This window comes from Streptomonospora litoralis (assembly GCF_004323735.1).
Taxonomy (GTDB): Bacteria; Actinomycetota; Actinomycetes; order Streptosporangiales; family Streptosporangiaceae; genus Streptomonospora; species Streptomonospora litoralis.
Map to the genome: position 1 here is coordinate 1,459,297 of NZ_CP036455.1, position 18,766 is coordinate 1,478,062.

The 18,766-nt window shown below is 70.9% G+C and carries 12 protein-coding genes; 7 read left to right on the forward strand and 5 right to left on the reverse strand.

Annotation, left to right across the window (positions count from 1 at the left end; all coding sequences use genetic code 11):
- Positions 1–99: 99 nt before the first annotated feature.
- On the forward strand, positions 100–561 hold the full coding sequence (locus tag EKD16_RS06185; protein WP_242677491.1) for an endonuclease domain-containing protein: 462 nt from the start codon (positions 100–102) through the stop codon (positions 559–561).
- A 123-nt stretch (positions 562–684) separates the two neighbouring features.
- Here the strand turns inward: EKD16_RS06185 and EKD16_RS06190 are convergent, their stop codons facing one another.
- A complete protein-coding gene (locus EKD16_RS06190; protein WP_165498506.1) occupies positions 685–1,455 on the reverse strand; it encodes a class I SAM-dependent methyltransferase in 771 nt (256 codons plus the stop codon).
- 476 nt (positions 1,456–1,931) lie between these two features.
- Here EKD16_RS06190 and EKD16_RS25235 point away from each other — a divergent pair, with 476 nt between their 5' ends.
- From EKD16_RS25235 to EKD16_RS06200, 3 genes are all read left to right on the forward strand, one after another.
- On the forward strand, positions 1,932–2,108 hold the full coding sequence (locus EKD16_RS25235) for a hypothetical protein (RefSeq protein ID WP_165498507.1): 177 nt from the start codon (positions 1,932–1,934) through the stop codon (positions 2,106–2,108).
- A gap of 143 nt (positions 2,109–2,251) precedes the next feature.
- Complete coding sequence (locus EKD16_RS06195; protein WP_131097503.1) at positions 2,252–5,440, forward strand: type 2 lanthipeptide synthetase LanM family protein; 3,189 nt, start codon at positions 2,252–2,254, stop codon at positions 5,438–5,440.
- Positions 5,440–7,194 carry an ABC transporter ATP-binding protein gene (locus EKD16_RS06200; RefSeq protein ID WP_131097504.1) on the forward strand — a complete coding sequence of 585 codons (1,755 nt, stop codon included), beginning with the start codon at positions 5,440–5,442 and terminating at the stop codon, positions 7,192–7,194. Before EKD16_RS06195 ends, EKD16_RS06200 begins: the two co-directional genes overlap by 1 nt.
- 83 nt (positions 7,195–7,277) lie before the next feature.
- Here EKD16_RS06200 and EKD16_RS06205 read toward each other — a convergent pair whose 3' ends face one another.
- Positions 7,278–9,713, reverse strand: a complete 2,436-nt coding sequence (locus tag EKD16_RS06205; RefSeq protein WP_131097505.1) for an ABC transporter permease — start codon at positions 9,711–9,713, stop codon at positions 7,278–7,280.
- On the reverse strand, positions 9,713–10,462 hold the full coding sequence (locus EKD16_RS06210; RefSeq protein ID WP_131097506.1) for an ABC transporter ATP-binding protein: 750 nt from the start codon (positions 10,460–10,462) through the stop codon (positions 9,713–9,715). Before EKD16_RS06210 ends, EKD16_RS06205 begins: the two co-directional genes overlap by 1 nt.
- A gap of 266 nt (positions 10,463–10,728) precedes the next feature.
- Between EKD16_RS06210 and EKD16_RS06215 the strand changes: the two genes are divergently transcribed.
- The 3 genes from EKD16_RS06215 to EKD16_RS06225 all read left to right on the forward strand — a co-directional run bounded on the left by EKD16_RS06215 (position 10,729) and on the right by EKD16_RS06225 (position 15,656).
- Complete coding sequence (locus EKD16_RS06215) at positions 10,729–14,673, forward strand: Eco57I restriction-modification methylase domain-containing protein (protein WP_131097507.1); 3,945 nt, start codon at positions 10,729–10,731, stop codon at positions 14,671–14,673.
- Between the two features lie 243 nt (positions 14,674–14,916).
- Positions 14,917–15,252, forward strand: a complete 336-nt coding sequence (locus tag EKD16_RS06220; protein WP_131097508.1) for a hypothetical protein — start codon at positions 14,917–14,919, stop codon at positions 15,250–15,252.
- 218 nt (positions 15,253–15,470) lie between these two features.
- Entirely contained in the window at positions 15,471–15,656 is a 186-nt protein-coding gene (locus EKD16_RS06225) for a hypothetical protein (protein WP_131097509.1), read from the forward strand.
- 97 nt (positions 15,657–15,753) lie between these two features.
- Here EKD16_RS06225 and EKD16_RS06230 read toward each other — a convergent pair whose 3' ends face one another.
- Positions 15,754–16,923 (reverse strand): cytochrome P450, encoded by a 1,170-nt coding sequence (locus tag EKD16_RS06230; RefSeq protein ID WP_131097510.1) that lies wholly within the window; start codon positions 16,921–16,923, stop codon positions 15,754–15,756.
- Positions 16,896–18,227: a cytochrome P450 family protein gene (locus EKD16_RS06235; RefSeq protein WP_131097511.1), complete on the reverse strand. Its 1,332-nt coding sequence runs from the start codon at positions 18,225–18,227 to the stop codon at positions 16,896–16,898. The genes EKD16_RS06230 and EKD16_RS06235 overlap by 28 nt, the downstream gene beginning before the upstream one ends.
- Between the last annotated feature and the right edge of the window lie 539 nt (positions 18,228–18,766).

The following is an 18,766-nucleotide window of genomic DNA, read 5'->3' on the forward strand; positions in this document are numbered from 1 at the left end:
CTCCGCCGAGGGGATTGGCGGAGGTTGTATTCCTCGGTGTACGCGATCCGTGATCTCCAAGGGCAGGTAGCGCCGGAGAACCGGCTGTGGAGCGCCGCCATGGCCGCCCAGCTGTCACTCGGTCCGGTGGCGTTCGCGGGAGCCGAAACCGCCGCACGGTTGTGGAGCATGCAAGGTTTGCCGCGCTGGGACGGCCGCGAGATCCACATGGTCATACCGGCATTGGGCGCCCAGCGACATGTCCCCGGCATCGTCTTGCACAGCTGGGACACCGACCCTGAAGACGTCACCTTTCCGCCGACCGACCTGCAGCATCCCTTCCCCGATGAACGCGGACGGCTTTGGGCGGTCGCGGATTTCTGGTGGGCCGACCGGCTCCTCATCGGTGAGGCCGACGGGGTCGGGCCACACCGCCAGCCCGACGTTCTCGCCGGCGACCGCCGGAGGCAGAACGCGCTGCAGACGCTGTATCCCGGCACTCGCATCGTCCGCTTCACTTGGGCTGACCTCGATCGCCCCGGCTGCATTCGCTCCACAGTGGCCCGCGCCGGCTATCCATGACCACCGAAGCCGGTCCCCGGGGGCGTTCCCTGCCCCTGAAAGCACAAGACGATTTGTCGGTGGTTCCGGACTCCGCCCCTCATCCGGCGTCGTGGTGCCCGTGGGTGGGCGTCGGCACTGTCCTCACGAGTGCGGGGAACGCGACCTTCGATAGACCGAGATGTAGGTGCCGCACCCGGCGTTCAAGGGGCCGCCCTGCCAATCGCCGAACCGGTCGGCGAGTTCCAGGCCCGCTTGTGCGGCGGGCGCATCGAAACGTTCCGGCGGTGCGAGGTGGCATTTCTCCTGCGTGACGCGGACGGAACCGTTCTCGAAATACGCGCTTGAAATCTCCCATACCGAGTGGTCCGGAGCCAGTGCCCGGGAGACCAGTACCCCGGAATCCGAGTCGGGGCGCGCTTTGAAAACCGTGTCCACCATGCGTCCGCCGTGCATCCGTTCGATGGCCTCGGGGTTCTGCATCTCGATCACCAGTGTGCCGCCGTCAGCCACCAGGCCAGCCCACTCGAAAACGGTTTTCTGTTGTTCTTCGGGAGTGTCCAGTGCGGAAAGAGTGCCGGCGACGCAATAGACCAGGGCGTAGCGTTCTCCGTCATCGTATCCACGCATATCGGAGCACACCGTGAAAACGTCGGATGCCCCGTCGTGTTCGTCCCGGTGCAGTACGTCGATCATCTCCGGCGACGAGTCGACTCCGGTCACTGGGCCGGCGATCCTCGCCAGCGGAACGGCGATGCGCCCGGTGCCCACCCCGAACTCCAGGATCTTTCCGTGCTTTGGCGCCAGATCCGCCAGCATGGCGGCGGTCGCCTCGGCTTCCGCGTCCCTTGGGCGGACCTTGTCGTAGTGACCTGCGAACATGCGTCCGTAGGAGCTCTCGTGCCCCTGCTGCACCGGTCCTCCTCTGTCGTGTCCGGCTTCGGCGGGCGCTCGAGTCACGCGGTCCGGATCGCCCGTTGGGCACGCCGGCGGAGATGATCCGAGACATTCGCCGACCTTTTCGCGTCGCCCCTTCGGGTCACCGTTCCCGACGGCGTCTGTGCTGGTCCATTCATCTGCAGCGCGCCTTTTCCGCATGTTTCTGCGGGGTGGTGTGACCTGTCAAGGGGCGGCGTCCGGCCACATCGGGACACGCCGGACGTATGATCTCGGTGGCCGGTGTTATTTCGCTGGACAGCGCCTTAGTCGCCCGGCTCGTCGGCGGCGGTCCGGTGAATTCGATGGAGGTTCGACATTGACGGGGTCGGATGTGCCGACCTAAGTTGCCGACTGGTCACTCAGTGATTGCTGGCCGCGTCGCCGGGGAATGCGCATACCCGTCGGAAATCCGCGGCAGATGAACCGGAGTATCTTGCTAAGAGGAGACTATAATGTCGACTGCCCTTCTCGAGCGGACCGAGACCGAGATCGACCCGGCGGGTGCCACCGCCGACGACCTGCACGTTGACAACCTCATCTCCGAGAGCCACGACATCTACGCCGCCAGCAGCGGTTGGGTGTGCACCCTGACGATCGAGTGCGGAACCCTCGTCTGCGCCTGCCAGTAAACACGGCTATCCCGTTTGTGTAGACGGATGCGCGGTGCGCGTACACCGGGGCCCGGCCCCGCCGACTGTGCGCACCGCGCATTCTGCATGACCGACCCTTCGGACCTTGGCCGCACCTCGTAGAAGAATGGTGGGCGACTCCCATGCCGGGTATCTCCGCGGCGGATGCTGCGCGTGCCGAATACCTGTCCGAACGGATCCGCGCCGGCGCAGCCGGAACAGGGACGGCTTCCTCACGATGCCCGGACGAATGGAAGCGGTCGGCGTTTCCGGACGACGAGATCTTCGAGCGCTACCTCGCGTCGCACGGGACGACCGAGACCACCGTGGCCTGTGTCCTGCACAGTGCCCCGCCCGCCCGGGAAAACCTCCCGGAGTGGGCGCGCGAACTGAACGCGGTCGTCGGCGGGCAGGACGCGACTCCCGCACACGAGGGCATCGAGGCGGTCGTCCTCGGCACCCCCTACGCCCCCGCCCCTTTCAGCGGACTCCTCGCCCGCTTCACCGGCTCCGCCATGGCCGCTGTCGGCGACGCGGCGGCCGACGCGGGCAGCGACGCCGGCCCGCAGACGCGGCTGTACGCCGAACTCGAAACGTCGCTGGCATCGCGCCTCGCCGGCATCACATTCCGGGCGCTCATCGCCGACCTGCACCGGTGCCGCAAGCAGGGTGAACTGCGCGGGGAAACCCCCGAACTCCGATACGCCGACTACAACGAGCGCCTGCTCAACAGCCCGTCCCACCTCACCCGGCTCTTCTCCGCCTATCCTGTGCTGGGCCGGCTGCTGATCGAGGCCCGCGCCGCATGGGTGCGGCACGTCCGCGAACTCCTCGACCGCGTGCGCACGGACCGCCCGGAGTTGTACGCACGGGGATGGATCGACGCGCCCGACTCGCCGCTCGTCTCGGTGCAGGCCGACTCCGGCGACACCCACGACGGCGGGCGCTCCGTCGTCGTCTGCGAGTTCGAGCACGGCCGGCGGCTGGTCTACAAGCCGCGCTCGGTCGCGCTGGACGCCCTTTACGAGCGAGCCGTCGCCTTCGTCGACGACCGCAGCCCGAACCGGCCCCTCATGGCCCCCCGGGTCCTTGAACGGGACGGCTACGGGTGGACCGGATTCGTCGAGCACCGGCAGTGCGCCCCGGACCGGTTGCCGGACTACTATCGCGCGGTGGGCTCCTCTGTGGCCCTGGCGTACTTCCTCGGCGCGAGTGACGTCCACATGGAGAACGCCGTGGCCTGCGGGCCGCACAGCGTCATCGTCGACCTGGAGAGCCTGCTGCAGAACAGGGAGGCCGCCGGCGGCCGACAGACCGCTTTCGCCCGGGCGAAGAGCCTGTTGAACAACAGCGTGCTCGGTATCGGCTACCTGCCGATGCGCACCGGCAACGGCGAGGATCAGCAGGCGACGGACGTCAGCGTGATCGGCGGCGGCCTGGACGACGGCACCGAGGTCGCCGCGCCCATCCTGACCGAGGTCCGCACCGACCGGATGGCGGTCGGCCGGGGCCGCAGCCGCATGGGGGCGGCCGGCAACCAGCCCGCCGATCCCGGCTTCCTGCGCCCTGCCGACCACGCCCCGGCGATCGCCGACGGCTTCAGAGAGGTCTACGATCTCATCGCCGCCGACCGAGACGGTTTCGCCGCCGCCCTCGGCGACACCGCCGGAATCCCCACACGCCACCTGCTCAGACCGACACACCTCTACGGCAGATTCCTCTACGAGAGCTGCCACCCCCGCTACCTGCAATCCGCCCTGGACCGCGAGCACCTGTTCGACCGCCTGTGGGCGACGACACTGCGGCAGCCGGAGCTCACCACAGGGGTGGCCTCGGAGATCCGCCAACTGCTGCGCCACGATGTCCCGAAATTCACGGCGCCGGTGGATGGCACCGCGCTGCAGGACGAAACCGGGATCGTCGATGCGCACCACTTCTCCGCGACGGCCGTCTTCGCCGTGCACGACCGGTTGCGGCAGACGGGCGAAGCCGATCGCGCCTGGCATGTGCGCATCATCGACGAGTCGATGTCCACACTCGGCGCGCGCGACCACGCCGGCCAGGCGGCTCGGCCCCTCACCCCCCGATCGGCGCAGGACCGCAGCCCCCGGGAGACGGCGCCGCGGGCACGCGCAGCCGCCGAGGAGGTGCTGCGGGACCTCGACGCGACCCGCCTCGACGGGGCCGACGGTCGCGACTGCACCTGGGTCGGGATCAGCCCGGCCGCCTTCGACGGAGCCGGGTTCGAGTACCGGCCGCTGTCGCCGATGCTCTTCGAGGGTCTGGCCGGGATGGCACTCGCCTACACCTACGCCTCCTCGGTTCTGGGAACCGACGGCTACCTCGACACCGCACGCCGCTGCATCCGGCCGGTTTCGGCGTTCGTGGAAGACCGGTGTGCGATGAGCACCCCGCCGAACGAGCCGGTCGGGGCCTACAGCGGATACACCGGCGCTCTCTACGCCCTGCTGCACTACTCGGCGGCCGTCGGCGGCGACCCCGAGACCGATGCGCTGATCCGCAAGTCGGTGCGCCTCATCCCGGACATGGCCGAGCAGGACAGCTACCACGACCTCGGGGCGGGAGCGGCGGGTGCCGCGCTCGTCTGCCTGCGGCTCTACCACCACTACGGCGACGAACACCTGCTCGACCTCGCACGCGACACGGCGCAGGGCGTCGCCTCCCGGGCGCGTGCAGACGGCCGCGCCCTGGCGTGGCCGACCGACGTCGACGGCGGACACCTGGGCGGCATGGCGCACGGCGCCTCCGGTATCGGCTGGGCACTCATCGAGGTCGGCACCGCTGCCGGTGACGAGGAGCTGACCGATGCCGGCTACCGGGCACTGGCCTTCGACACCGACCGCTTCGACACCGGCCGCGGCTGGCCCGACCTCCGCCGCGAGGTGCGCGGCCGGTCCGCGTTCCCTGTCCAGTGGTGCCACGGCGCGGTCGGTATCGGACTGGTCCGCGAACTCTGCCACCGCATGCACCCCGACGCGGAGCTGGCGGCGGAGGCGGACGCGGCGGTGGCCGCAGTTGCGAAGACGGGGGTGCCGCCGAACGACTCCCTCTGCCACGGGACGCTGGGCGCCCGCGAACTTCTGCACGCGGCGTCCCAGCGGTCCGTCCGGGCGCAGGAGGCCGAAGACGGCCTCAACAGCACCATCCTCGACCGGTTCGAACGCAAGGAGGCGGCCATCGGAATCGCCGGCACCGAAGCGGACTCGCCCGGCCTGATGCTGGGATCCGCCGGATTCGTCCTCGGACTGCTGCGCATGGCGGCACCCCGCAGTGTTCCGTCGGTGCTGTCCCTCGAGGGGCCGAGCCGCTGATGAGCGATCAGGTGGAGTGGCGGGTGCGGGACCACCTGCGGCCGCACCGGCGGAGGCTGGCCGCGGTGCTCGTGCTCACGATCGTGTCGAGCGCCCTCATGCTCGCCCAGCCCATGCTGCTGAGCCGGCTCGTCGGCACACTGACCGACGCCGGTGCCGCCGTCCTTCCCCCCGCCGCGCTGCTCGTGGCGGCAGCTCTGGGCGGGGCGCTGCTGGGCGCCTGGCGCACCTACCTGCTGCAGAGCACGGGCGAGGAGTTCATCCTCGGGCTGCGCAAGGCGCTGTACCGGCGGCTGCTGCGGCTGCGGGCCGCGGAGTACGACGAACGGTCCAGCGGAGACCTGCTGTCGCGGCTGGGTACCGACACCACGGTGCTCCGCTCCGCGCTCACCTCCGGGATGTTCTCCCTGGTGTCGGCGGGGCTGACGATCGCCGGCGCGGTCGTGCTGATGGCCTACATCAGCCCGGTGCTGTTCGGGGCCGCCATGGCTTCGCTGCTCATCGGTGCCGCAGTGGTCTTCAGCATGGGCGGGGCCGTCCGCAGGGCCAGCACGCAGGCCCAGACCAACGTCGGCCTGATGACGGTGGCGATGGAACGGGCGCTGTCGGCCGTGCGCACCATCAGGGCCTGCGAAGGCACCGAACGGGAAGTCGCCGAGCTCGACAGCGCCGCGACGCGGGCGCGCGACTCCGGGGTGCGCATCGCCGCCCTGCAAGCCATGGCCTCCCCGGCGATCGCCACCAGCGCACAGATCGGGCTCATGCTGGTGCTCGTCCTGGGCGGCTACCGCGTCGCCGCGGGGCACCTGGAGCTGGGCGACCTCGCGGCCTTCATGATGTACATGTTCATGCTGATCACGCCGGTCGTCCAAGCGGCGTCGGGATACACCCAGGTGCAGGCGGGCCTGGCGGCGCTCGACCGCGTCCGGGAGATCCTGAAGCTGCCCGAGGAGGCGGCCGACGAGCCCGGCACCGGCGGCGGACCCATCGCGCCCGCCACACCCGCCGCGCCGCTGATCGAGTTCGCATCGGTCACGCTGACCTACCCCAACGGGGTCACGGCGCTGCGCGACGTCGACCTGGCCATCGCAGCCGGCAGCCGGGTGGCGATCGTCGGACTCTCCGGGTCCGGAAAGTCGACCGTGCTGTCCCTGATCGAGCGCTTCTACACCGCGGATTCCGGTACCGTCCGCTTCCGCGGGCACGACGTCGCCGAACTTCCGCGCTCGAGCATCCGCTCCCAGATCGCCTACGTGGAGCAGGACGCCCCCCTCATCGCGGGCACCATCGCCCGCAACCTGCGGCTGGGGCGACCGGACGCCGCCGCCGAACGGATGGCCGCGGCGTTGCGCGGGGCCGGTCTCGACGAGTTCGCCGAATCCGGCGGGGAAGTGGGCGGACGCAGTGTCGGCGACGGCGGCGCACTGCTCTCGGGAGGCCAGCGGCAGCGCCTGACCTGGGCGCGGGCCCTGCTCATGGAACGCCCACTGCTCGTGCTGGACGAGCCGACGGCCAGCGTCGACGCCCGCACCGAGGGGCTGCTGCAGGACGCTCTGGACAACGTCCCCTCCGGTACGACCACCATCGTCGTCGCGCACAGGCTCGCGACGGTGATGGGCGCGGACCGGATCATCGTCATGGACCAGGGGCGCGTGGTCGACTCCGGAACCCATGAAGAGCTGCTGGACCGCAACGACCTCTACCGTGAGTTGGCGTCCCGGCAGATGCTCGCAGCAGACGCGGTGCGCGGTTGAGACGGCTCGCCCCCGGGCCCTTTCCGGCGGGAAGGGCCCGGGGGAGGCGGATCCGGCCGCGTCGACCGGCCGCTCCGGTAGGCTCACGCGCGGCTCAACCCTTCGGCGGGAGCGGTCTTCGCGATCTGCCGGGCCGGTACCAGGCTCGCGGCCACACCGGCGACCACCGCCACCGCCACGACGATCCCGAACCGGGCCCAGGGGATCTCCACCACGAGGGGGGCCTGCGCACCGACGACCGCGTCGACGCCGACGAGCCCGTAGGGCAGGCCGAGCGCGAGACCGGTCAACGCCCCCACCAGGGAGATCACCACCGCCTCGATCGCCAGCGTCGCGCCCAGTCGCCGGCGGGTCAGTCCCAAAGCTCGCAGTAGCGCCGATTCCCGCTGCCGCTCCAGCACGGACAGCCCCAGCGTGTTGACCACACCGATCACGGCGATCACCACGGTGATGAGCAGCATCGCCACCGCCAGGTTGAGCAGTATGTCCAGCACTTCCGCGATGTCGCGGCGCTCGCTCACCGAGCCGGCGATGACGAGGTCGGCATCCGCCGCGGCCACGCGGCTCATGGCCGTTCCCAACGCGTTGCGGTCGGCGTCCTCGGCCGCGATGCCCCAGACCATGTGCCGCCGGGTGTCGGTTGCCAGGCCGGCCAGGATCTCACTGCGCACGACCGGGATACCGGCCCCCGAGACGCTCGCGAGGTTGGAGGCGCGCACCGTGAACCGCTGTGTTTCACCGCCCGCGGACACCGACACGCTGTCGCCGCCCGCCAGGCCCGCCTCGGTGAGGGTGTCCTGGGAAACCAGCATCACCGGCCCGCCGCCGGCTGCGCCCAGCGGCTCGACGTCCACCGCGGCGCGCATGCCCGGCGCGACACCCGCCACGGTGATCTCCCCGAGAGCCGGCGAGGAGAACCGGGCAGTCTCGATCGGTTCGACGCGGACGAGCCCGTCGATCCCCGAGACCTGCTCGACGATCCTCTCCGATACCGCGCCGTCGGAGGCGCGGGCGCTGACGTCCACCGGATAGCGGTTGCGCAGGTCGTTGTCGACCGTGGCCTGGCCGGTCTGCGCGGCGACGAAGAGCGCGACGATCAGCGCCGTGCCCAGGACCAGGGTGAGCGTGGTCGTCGCCGCCCGCCCGGCGTTGCGGCGCAGGTTGGCGCCCGCCAACTCGGCGGTACCGCCCCAGCCGCGCAGCAGTCGTTCGATGAGCGGGAACAGTCGGGCGAGCACCGGTTTCAGGACGAACAGCAGTGCGACCGCGGAAAGGAAGCCGCCGGCCAGCGCGAGCGGCAGCGACCCCGACACGGCGCCGAACGCCATGGTGCCCCCGCCGAGCACGACGACGGCCACGCCGGCGAGCAGCCCGATCCGCGATCGGCCCGGATCGGCTGTCGCGGCGGTTGCCATCGCTTCGATGGGCGGGATCGATGCGGCTCGCCGTGCGGGCAGCCATGCCGCGCACATGGTGGCCGCCACTCCCACCAGGAACGCGCCAATCAGGGCCACCGGATCGACGCGCAGACCGCCGCCCGTGAGTGACATCAGCGAAGCGCCCAGGTAGCCCGCGCCCACACCGAGTGCCACGCCGAGCAGCGAGCCGACCGACCCCACCAGGGCGGCCTCGGTGAGCACCAGCCGGCGCACCTGCGTCTGCTCGGCCCCGATGAGGCGGAGTAGTGCGGTATCGCGGCGGCGCTGCGCCATCAGGATGGTGAAGGTGTTCCCGATGACCATCGCGGCCGCCAGCAGGGAGATCAGCGCGAAGGCGAGGAGTATGTATTCCAGCTGCTGGGAGCCGCCGGCGAACCGTTCGGCGGCCAGCTCGGCCTGCCGCTCGGCGGAGTTCACCGAATAGCCGCCGGGCAGAGCCGACTCCAGTTGCGCGACCGCCTCGTCGATCGAGGCGCGGTCGGCGACCTCGACAAGGGCGTTGGAGGGCGCGGAGCCCGTGAAGAAGTCCGTGGAGGCGTAGAACCGGTACTGCACACCGGTCAACGGCCGGAAGCCCACATCGGCGGCGCCGACGACGCGCACCGTCCGCGGTTGTCCGGAAACGACGACCTCGGCCCGGGAACCGACCGACAACCCCGCATCCTCCAGGGTCCCCGTATCGGCGAGGACTTCGTCGGGCGCGGACGGCCAGCGTCCTCGGGCGAGGTCGAACCACCGCAGCCCGGGGGCGTCGGCGACGCTGTACACGTTGGTGGTCGCTCGCTGCTCCGACGTCACCAGCTGCACGGTACGTGCGTACATCGGCGCCACGGCGGACACCGTGGAACCGTCCTCGATCGGTCGGTACCAGTCGGGGTCCTCCTGCGCGTCGGGGCCCGGTTGCACGACGACGTCGGCCTGCGTCAGCGGCGCCGCCGCGGTCGCCCGTAGACCCGCGGAGGAGGTGGAGGCGAACACGGCGGTGGCGGCCAGGAAGGCCACGCCCAGCGTGATGGCGATGAGGATGGCGACGAGGCGGGCGGGGTAGGTGCGGATCTGCGCCCAGACGGAGGCGAGCATCAGACCTCCTCCAGCTGCTTCATCGATGCGAGGATCCCGTCGGTGGTGGGCTGCTCGATGCGGCCGTGGACCGCGCCGTCGGCGAGCATCAGGACCTGGTCGGCGTAGGTGGCGGCGACGGGATCGTGGGTGACCATGACGATCGTCTGGCCCATTTCCACACAGGCGGAACGCAGCCGCGTTAGCAACTCCCGGCCCGCCGCGATGTCCAGGGCGCCGGTGGGCTCGTCGGCGAAGATCACCGCCGGTTCGGTCAGCAGCGCACGCGCGATCGCGACGCGCTGCTGCTGGCCGCCGGACAGCTCACCGGGCCGGTGGGAAAGCCGGTCGGCGATCCCGAGATCTGCGACGATTCGGTCGAACAGCGCCTGGTCCGGGCGCCGCTTGGACAGTTTCAGAGGCAGCAGGATGTTCTGCTCGGCGGTGAACGTCGGCAGCAGGTTGAACGCCTGGAAGATGAAGCCGATCCGATTCCGCCGTATTCGGGTCCGAGATCGGTCGTCCATGTGGGTCAGGTCGGCGCCGTCCAGCACCACCCGCCCCTCTGTCGGCGCGTCCAGCCCCGCGAGCAGGTGCATCAGTGTGGATTTCCCGGATCCGGACGGCCCCATGACAGCGGTGAACCCTCCGCGGGAGAAGCCCACGGAGATCCGGTCGACGGCCGTGACCGCAGCCTCACCCGCACCGTAGCGTTTGACCAGATCGACCGCTTCGAGCACGGGAGCGGAGCCGGGTTCGGTTGTGCTCATACCGCCCTTTCCCATCGGTAGGCGAAAAGGTTCGGCGGCAACTTTAGGGAGCGGGACGCGCGGACCTAACCGCCCTTGGGTACCGTCCCCATCCCACTTTCGATGGTGTCGGCACGCCCGGGTGGGACCGGCTGCTGCGGGGGTCTGCGGGGCCGCGTCGCCGGATCCGGTCGGGGCTGCTGCTGCGGCGCCGCTCCTTCTCGGAAAGCAGCACGGTTCTGATAGGGCGGAATCGAAAACGCCCGCCCGTGCCGGAGGAGACGCCGATGTCCGCAGCAGCCCGAAACCGGGTGCTTTCCGCCGTGTGCACCGTCGGGGGGCTGCTGCCGGCCGACCTGCTCGTCCGCCTCGGCGAAGGCGCGGAGATGCCCGGGTCGCGGCCGGGCGGCTACGGGAACTCCGGCTCCCGGGCGGTGCGGGAGGAGGCGGAGTGCTGTTGGCACCGCCTCCGAAGCGTGTGGCGGGAGCTTTGCGCCGACGCCGCGGCGGACGCAGCGGTCACCCGGTGGGTCGAGACGCTTTTCGCCGAGCTGGGGTTCGGCAGTGTTCCGCCGGTGGGGCCGGAGGGCATCCGTGCTGATGGGAGCGGTTGCGTGCCGATCCACATCACCGCTTGGCGGGACGACCTGGACGACCGTCCGGCCGGGGACGACACGGCGGCGCCGCATTCGCTGGTGCAGGTGTGGCTGAACCGGAACTCCGAGCACCTGTGGGCGGTGCTGACAAATGGACGGCGGCTGCGGCTGCTGAGGGCGGCGTCAAGCGCATCGGCGATAGGCGGCTACGTGGAGTTCGACGTCGAGGCGATCTTCGGCGGCGGGCTGTTCGACGACTTCGTGCTGCTGTACCGGTTGCTGCACGCCACCCGGTTCGCGGCGGCGGACGGGCAGGGGCCGTCGTCGTGCCGATTGGAGCAGTGGCGGCGCGAGGCGGCCGCCGAGCGGACGCGTGCGCTGGAGTCGCTGCGCGGCGGGGTGCGGCAGGCCGTCGCGGTGCTGGGCACGGGGTTCCTGCGGCATCCCGCGAACGGACGGTTCCGCAGGGATCTGGACGTGCAGGCGTTCCACGGGGCGCTGCTACGGCTGGTGTTCCGGCTGCTGCTGCTCTTCGTGGCCGAGGACCGCGGGATCCTGCATCCACCCGGAACCGGCGAACAGGCCGAGCGGCGCTACGCTGCCCACTTCTCCGCGGCGCGGTTGCGGAACCTCGCGCTTCGGGGAAGCGGCGATGCCGGGCAGGGTGCCCTCCATCGGAGGCTGGTTGCGGTGCTGGACGGGCTGCAGCGCACAGGCGGCCGCCCGGACCTGGGGCTGCCGGAGCTGGGCGGGCTGTTCGAGCGGACAACGGCCGACGCCCCGCTGGCCGGAGCGGAGCTGTCCGACGAGGTGCTGCTGGCTGCGGTGCGGTGCCTGGCACAGATCGAGGACCCGGTCTCGGGGCGGTGGCGGACGGTCGACTACCGCGAGCTGGGGGCCGACGAGCTGGGGGAGGTCTACGAGTCGCTGCTGGGGTTCGTACCCGAGTACAGCGCGGCGGACGCGGCCCTGGAACTGGTGGAGCTGGCGGGCAGCGTGCGCAAGACGACGGGCGCGTACTACACGCCGCCTTCCTTGATCGAGACACTGCTCGACACCACGCTGGACCCGGTCGTAGACGAGGCGGAGCAGCGCGGTCGGAGCGCGGCGGCCGATGCTGATGGCCCCGACGCGGCCGACCACGCCGTCGCCGAGCTGCTGCGGCTGACGGTCTGCGACCCGGCGTGCGGAACGGGGCACTTCCTGGTCGCGGCCGCGCGGCGGATCGCCAGACGCGTCGCGGCAGTGCGGGAGGGCACTTCGGAACCGACACCCGAGGCGGTGCGCCGGGCCCTGCCCGACGTCGTGGCGCGGTGCGTCTACGGGGTCGACGCCAACCCGACGGCCCTGGAACTGGCGAAGGCGGCGCTGTGGCTGGAGGCACCGCGGCCCGGGTCGCCGCGGCTTCTCGATGCGCACCTGAAGTGCGGAAACTCCCTGATCGGAGCCACCCCGGCGTCGCTGCGCGAGGGAATCCCGGACGCCGCGTTCGAGCCGGTGGAGGGCGACGACAGGAAACACGCGAGGTCCCTGGCGCGGATCAACGCCGCAGAACGCGGTAGCCGGGACAGTCGGCCGGGTGCCGAACGGCAGCGCCCGTCCGCCGACACGGCGTTCGCGGCGGATGCCGCGGAACGGCCTGACACCGCCGACTACGGCCGTGCCGTCCGGGCCGCCGACGCCTGGTGCGCCGCGTTCCTGTGCAGAAAGACCGTCGACGCTCCCCGCCCCGTGACGGACGGAATGCTGCGCGCCCTGCAGCGCGACCCGGCGGGCCCCGGCACCCCTGAGGAGACCCGGACCGAGATCGCCCGGCTGCGCGAGCGGCACCGGTTCTTCCACTGGCACCCGGAGTTCCCCGACGTGTTCGCCGCCCCGGCGGAGGCCGCCCCCGCCGACACCGGGACGGGCTCGGCGGGCGGTTTCAGCTGCGTGCTGGGCAATCCGCCGTGGGAGCGGATCAAGGTGCAGGCGCAGGAGTTCTTCGCCCAGCGGGACCCGGCGATCGCCGCCGCACCCAACGGCGCCGCCCGCAGGCGCGCCGTCGCGGAACTGGAGCACGACCCCGACCGCGCCGGCCTGCACGCGGAGTTCGCGGAGGTCAAGCGCCGATCCGAAAGCCAGAGCCACTTCCTGCGCAACAGCGGGCACTACCGGCTGACCGGGCGCGGCGACATCAACACCTACGCCGTCTTCGCCGAGACCGCCCGCCGGCTGACCGCACCGCAGGGCCGGACCGGGCTGATCGTCCCCACGGGCATCGCCACCGATGCCACGACCCGCCACTTCTTCGCCGACCTGGCCCGCAACGGGGCGATTTCGGCCCTCTACGACTTCGAGAACCGCGCCGGGCTGTTCCCCGCTGTGGACTCGCGGCAGAAGTTCTGCGTCCTGTCCCTGGTGGGCAGCGGCACGCGCGAACCGGCGGCGGCCCTCGCGTTCTTCCTGCGCTCCACCGCCGAGCTGCGCGAGCCCGGCAGGGTCTTCACCCTGGCGCCGGCTGAGATCGCGCTGCTCAACCCCAATACCGGGACGCTCCCGGTGTTCCGGTCGCGCCGCGACGCCGAGATAGTCCTGGACATCTACAAGCGGGTGCCGGTGCTGGTCGACGAGCGTGACCCGGCCGGCAACCCGTGGGGCGCGGCTTTCCACCGGATGTTCGACATGTCCACCGACTCACACCTGTTCCGCACGCGCGAGGAGTTGCTCGCCGACGGGTGGAGGCTCTCGGGGAACGAATTCGCGAGAGACGCGGCGCGCATGCTGCCGCTCTACGAGTCGAAGATGCTGCATCTCTACGACCACCGGTGGGCCGCCTACCGGGACGACGGCGGAGTCCGCGACCTTGGAGCGGGGGAGAAACGGGACCCCTCGGTCGAGGCGCTGCCCCGCTACTGGGTGGACGCCGACGAGGTGGCGAACCGGCGGAAAGGCCAATCGTGGGACCGCGAGTGGTGCCTGGGCTTCCGCAAGATCTGCCGCGCGACCGACGAGCGGACGGCGATCGCCTTCGTCCTCCCCGAAGGCGGCCTCGGCGACTCCGGCAACCTCGTGTTCCCCGCGGCCGGGAGCCCGGCGGTGCTGTACGCGAACATGGCGTCACTGGTGTTCGACTACGTGCTGCGGCAGAAGCTGGGCGGCACCAACCTCAACTTCTTCCAGTTCGCCCAACTGCCGGTGCTGCCTCCCGCCGACGCCGCGGCACACCGGCACTTCATCGAGCCGCGGGTGCTGGAGCTGGTGTACACGTCGCACCGGGCGGCGCCGTTCGCCCGGGACCTGGGCGATACCGGCGCCCCGTTCGTATGGGACGAGGACCGCCGCCGCGCCATCCGAGCGGAGCTGGACGCCCTGTTCCTCCACCTGTACGGAATCGGCCGCGCCGACGCGGAGTACATCCTGGGCACGTTCCCCATCGTCCGGCGCAAGGACACTGCGCGGTACGGCACCTACCGCACCGCAGAACTGGTCCTGGCCGACTACGACCGCATGGCCGAAACCGGCGCACCCCTCGCCGCCCCCGTGACCGACCGGGAGAACTTCACCTCCACGCTCAACCCGCCACCCGGCCGGGGACCGCGCGCCAGGCCCAGTAGTCGACCTGTCGGCCGAGCCGCGGCGAACGTGGTCGCCTGATGATCACCGGGAGCTTATGTGCCCCAGAGGGGGACGCGGAGTCTGGAGCCGAAAGTGTTCATCCGCGATGTCGCCCTACGGGACGAGTTGACTTCTTCCGAGGTCCGTGAATTCGCGGAACCTCCGGTGCGGGTCGGCCAGGTACACCAAGCAAGTTGCCTCCTCCGCCTAGCCGGCGACTCCGTATATCTTCAGCCGCTGCTTAGCGACGCATCTCGAAAACCAGCTCCTCCGGGAGTCAGCATGGCCGTGGAACCGGGAATCGAAGCATTGTTGGGCGAAGCCTTTGCCACCGCGCTTTGGCGCAGCTCCACGGCTACGGCCGGAACGACCGAACATTACGCGGAGGCGGCGGCCGATCCGCTAGGCATGGTCTCACAGCACCGTGTAATCGAAGCACACTACGGTGCGGGGCGATTGCTCTTGTCCTGGCTCGATCAGGGGGTCGCCGAAAACACCGGAACGCATCTTTCGGGTGGCGTCGAGTTCGACGACTCCGTCCCCGAGAGCTACGCGCGCCTCGGTTCTCTAGTGATAAATGCGCTCACGAATACCGATCGTCGCGATGCGGCCGATTGACCTCGGTGGGCGTTGTCGTGCCTGGATGCGACTGCCGCCGCACCCTCGGCATCCTCGTTTGTCGCTGACGGTGGCGTGCCGTCCGGCGTCCGTAAACCCGCGGGCCAGAAGGACCCGCCATCGGCACACCTCGGTGCTACCTTGTTGTCCGAGAAGCCCGAACAGTTGCTATATGCGCCGCGTCGTCCGTTGCGGGTGACCGGTGTGGAGGTGGTCCGATGAATCTGGGCAACTTCGATCTCGACCCCAAGCGCCTGCTGTCCGAGGTGCCCAAGCGGCGCCGGGTGACCCGGTCGTCTTCCTTCCGTATCCGGGCGAAAGCCCCGAAGCCGTCGCAGCCGCCCGAGGGGTGCTGGACGCAGCCCGGGAACATCAGCGGGTGGGCCGAGCCGAAGCGCCGCTGACGTCCCTTTCTCGAACCGGATCGCCGGAGCGGGTACCCGACGGTCTGCTCGGCCGCCGCGCACCCGCCCCGGCGATCCGGTCGGACGTCCTCGGCCCTTACCCGGCAACCGCCGGTTGCGCGTCGCCGGAACCCTGCGGCCGCACCCACACCTGCTTCGGGTGGGCCATCATCCAGCTCTCCACCGGCGCCGAGGCCGCGGTGCCGTCCTTCCCGGCGTCCAGGGCCAGCTCGGGGAACCTCTCGAACAGCCGCGGCAGCGCCACGTTCAGCTCCAGCCGGGCCAGCGGGGCGCCCAGGCACAGGTGGGGCCCGTGGCCGAAGGCGAGGTGGCCGCGGGTGTCGCGGCCGACGTCGAAGGTGTCGGGGGACTCCCAGGCGTCGGCGTCGAGCGCCGCGGCGGCGTAGGCCAGCAGCACCATTTCGCCTTCGGGAACCGCCACACCGGCCAGTTCGGTGTCGCGGGTGGCGAAGACCGCCGGCAGCAGGCTGACCGAGGAGTGGCGGCGCAGGATCTCCTCCGCGGCCGCGCTCCACTCCACCTCGCCTGCGGTGATCCGGCGCAACTGGCCGGGATGGGCCAGCAGCGCCCGCACCCCGTTGGCCAGGGTGCCCATCGTGGTCTCGAAACCGGCGATGACCAGCAGGAAGAGGTTGGCGACGAGCTGCTCGTCGCCGATGCGGTCGGCTTCGTCGGCCGCGTCGTCGGCGGCGACCAGCGCGCTTACCAGGTCGTCGCCGGGCGCCGCGCGCCGCTGCTCCACCAGGCCCGCCAGGAACCGGCGGGCGTCGGCGAAGACGCTCGGATCGGTGAGCTCGAAAAGGCGCCGGGCGATGTCGCCCAGGACCGGGGCGTCCTCCTCGGAGACGCCCAGCAGGCCCACCAGCACGCCGACCGTCAGCGGCCAGGCGAAGCGGTCCTTGACGTCGGCGGTTTCCGCGCCCTCCAGATCGTCCAGCAGCTGCTCGGCGAGTTCCGCCACCCGCGGCCGCAGCGCCTCCACCCGCCGCCGGGTGAAGTGGGTCTGCATCGGTTTGCGCAGCCGGGTGTGCTCGGCGCCGTTCTTGGTGAGCAGGCTGCCGACGCCGCCGCTGACCAGCCGCACCAGCGGGCTGTCGGGGTCGACTTCGCCGTCGCGCAGCGCCCGCCAGTTGCGCTGGGCGTCTCCCCGCACGAACGTGTCGGTGCGGTCGGCCAGCACGCTGCGCAGCGCCTCGTGGTGGGTGACGGCCAGCGCCTTCACCCCTGCCAGATCCACCTCAGCCACTGGCCCAGCCGCATGGAGAGCGTGCGCGGTCGCGTCTCTGTCGAGGTCTCGGGGGTCGATGCCGATGCGGTGAGTTGCCACGGGACTCCTTCGTAGAGGCGGTCGGTCGGCGTGAAAGCGACGCGCAGCGATTCCACGTCGCTGAGCAGGGTCGACGACCCGCCCTGCCACTCATCGTCCTGCAGGACCATGTCCGGCAGGCGGCGGTCGAGCCGCTGCACCGCCGTCTCGGCGATCGTCAGCGCGAGGTCGCGGCCGACGCTGGGGCAGCCGTGCGGCCCCAGACCGAAGATCAGGTACGAGCGGTTGGTCTCGGTGTCCAACCGCTCGTCGCGGCGCAGGAGCTGCTGCGCCGGGCCGAACCCCTGGACCAGGCAGTCGCCCGCGGCCACCCGGAAGCCGCCGAGTTCGGTGTCGCGGGTCGCGAAGCGGCCGACGAGTGTATGCATGGGCGGCGAGTGCCACAGGCTCGTGTTGATCGCCTCGCGCACGGTGCGGCCCGAGTGGAGCTGCACCAGCCGGCTCTTGCGGTCCAGCAGCAGCCGCAGTGCGTGGGCGATGGTGTGCGCGGCGGGCTCGTGGGCGGCGGCGGTGATGAAGGTGAGGTGGTCGCGGATCTCCTCGTCGTCCAGGCCGGCGGCGATGAACTCCGAGACCAGGTCCTGGCCGGGCTCCAGCCTGCGGCGCGCGGCCAGGTCGCCCATCCGCCGCTGCAGTTGGGCGTGCACGTGCAGCGCGTCCTCGGCGCCGTCCCACACCCGCCGCTGGGCGGTGCACACGGCGACACCCTCCTGGGCCTCCATGCCGTAGAGGCGGCACAGCACCAGCAGCGGCACGATGCTGGTGTAGCGGGCGACCAGGTCGGCGCGGCCCTCGGCGCAGAAGGTGTCGATGACACGGTCCACGACCTCGTCGATGTGGGCGACGACCTGGCTCTGCGAGATGCTGGCCAGCGCTCGGACGGTGATCTCCCGGTAGTACCGGTGGTCGGATCCGTCCATGTTCCACACGTTGCGCCGCCGCGTGTAGATCGCCCGCAGGGGCGAGTTCGCGGGGACGACGCCGTTGTGGAAGTCGCGCCACCAGTCGACGTCGCGGGCGAAGGTGTCGGGGTCCTGCAGGACCTGCTGGTGGACGTCGACGCTGAGCATGAGCCAGGCCGGTACGCCTTCGGTGAGAAAGACGGGGGCGAGCCCGCTGGGATAGCGCTCCAGGAGCGAGTCCCACAGCTTCGGCAGGTCGCGCAGCGCTTCGGGATCGTCGAGCCGGACGGCGTCGGTCGGGTGCTGGATCGGATGGGTCATGGCGTGCTGCTCCGTACGGGGGCGAGGGCCGGATGCCGCCGGCGGTGGGGGAGAAACCCTGGACGGGGCGGTGGGGGACGCCCGGGTGCCGCGCGGCGCGGATCTCGCGCGCAGAGGCGGCGGCCGGAGGGGTGCGCGGAGGGTGGGCCCCGCTCAGTGGATACGGCCGGGCCGGCGTCCGCTGCTCTGGCGGGCTGGGGGAGCGGCGATTCGGAACGGGGGAGCCCGGGGATTGTCCGCCCGGTGGCTCCCCTGTGCCTGACCAGCATGCGTGTGAGCACCGTCCCCTGTCTGGAATCAGGCCTTGGTTTGTTCCGCGCCGATGCCCGCCCGTGCACCGACGTCGGGAATTCTGGCGAAAGCCGCGTCTGTTGCGCAACCCCGGGCGCATCTTTGTACTATCGCCCTGACCTGCAAAAACACGACGCGTAAAGGTTTCGATACCGCTGATTCCAGCGGTTCATCTGCGGTTTCCGCGCAGATCAGCCCCGCTTCTCCGGGGGCTCGGCGGGCGGGTGTGAGTTTTGCGGAGTCTGGTT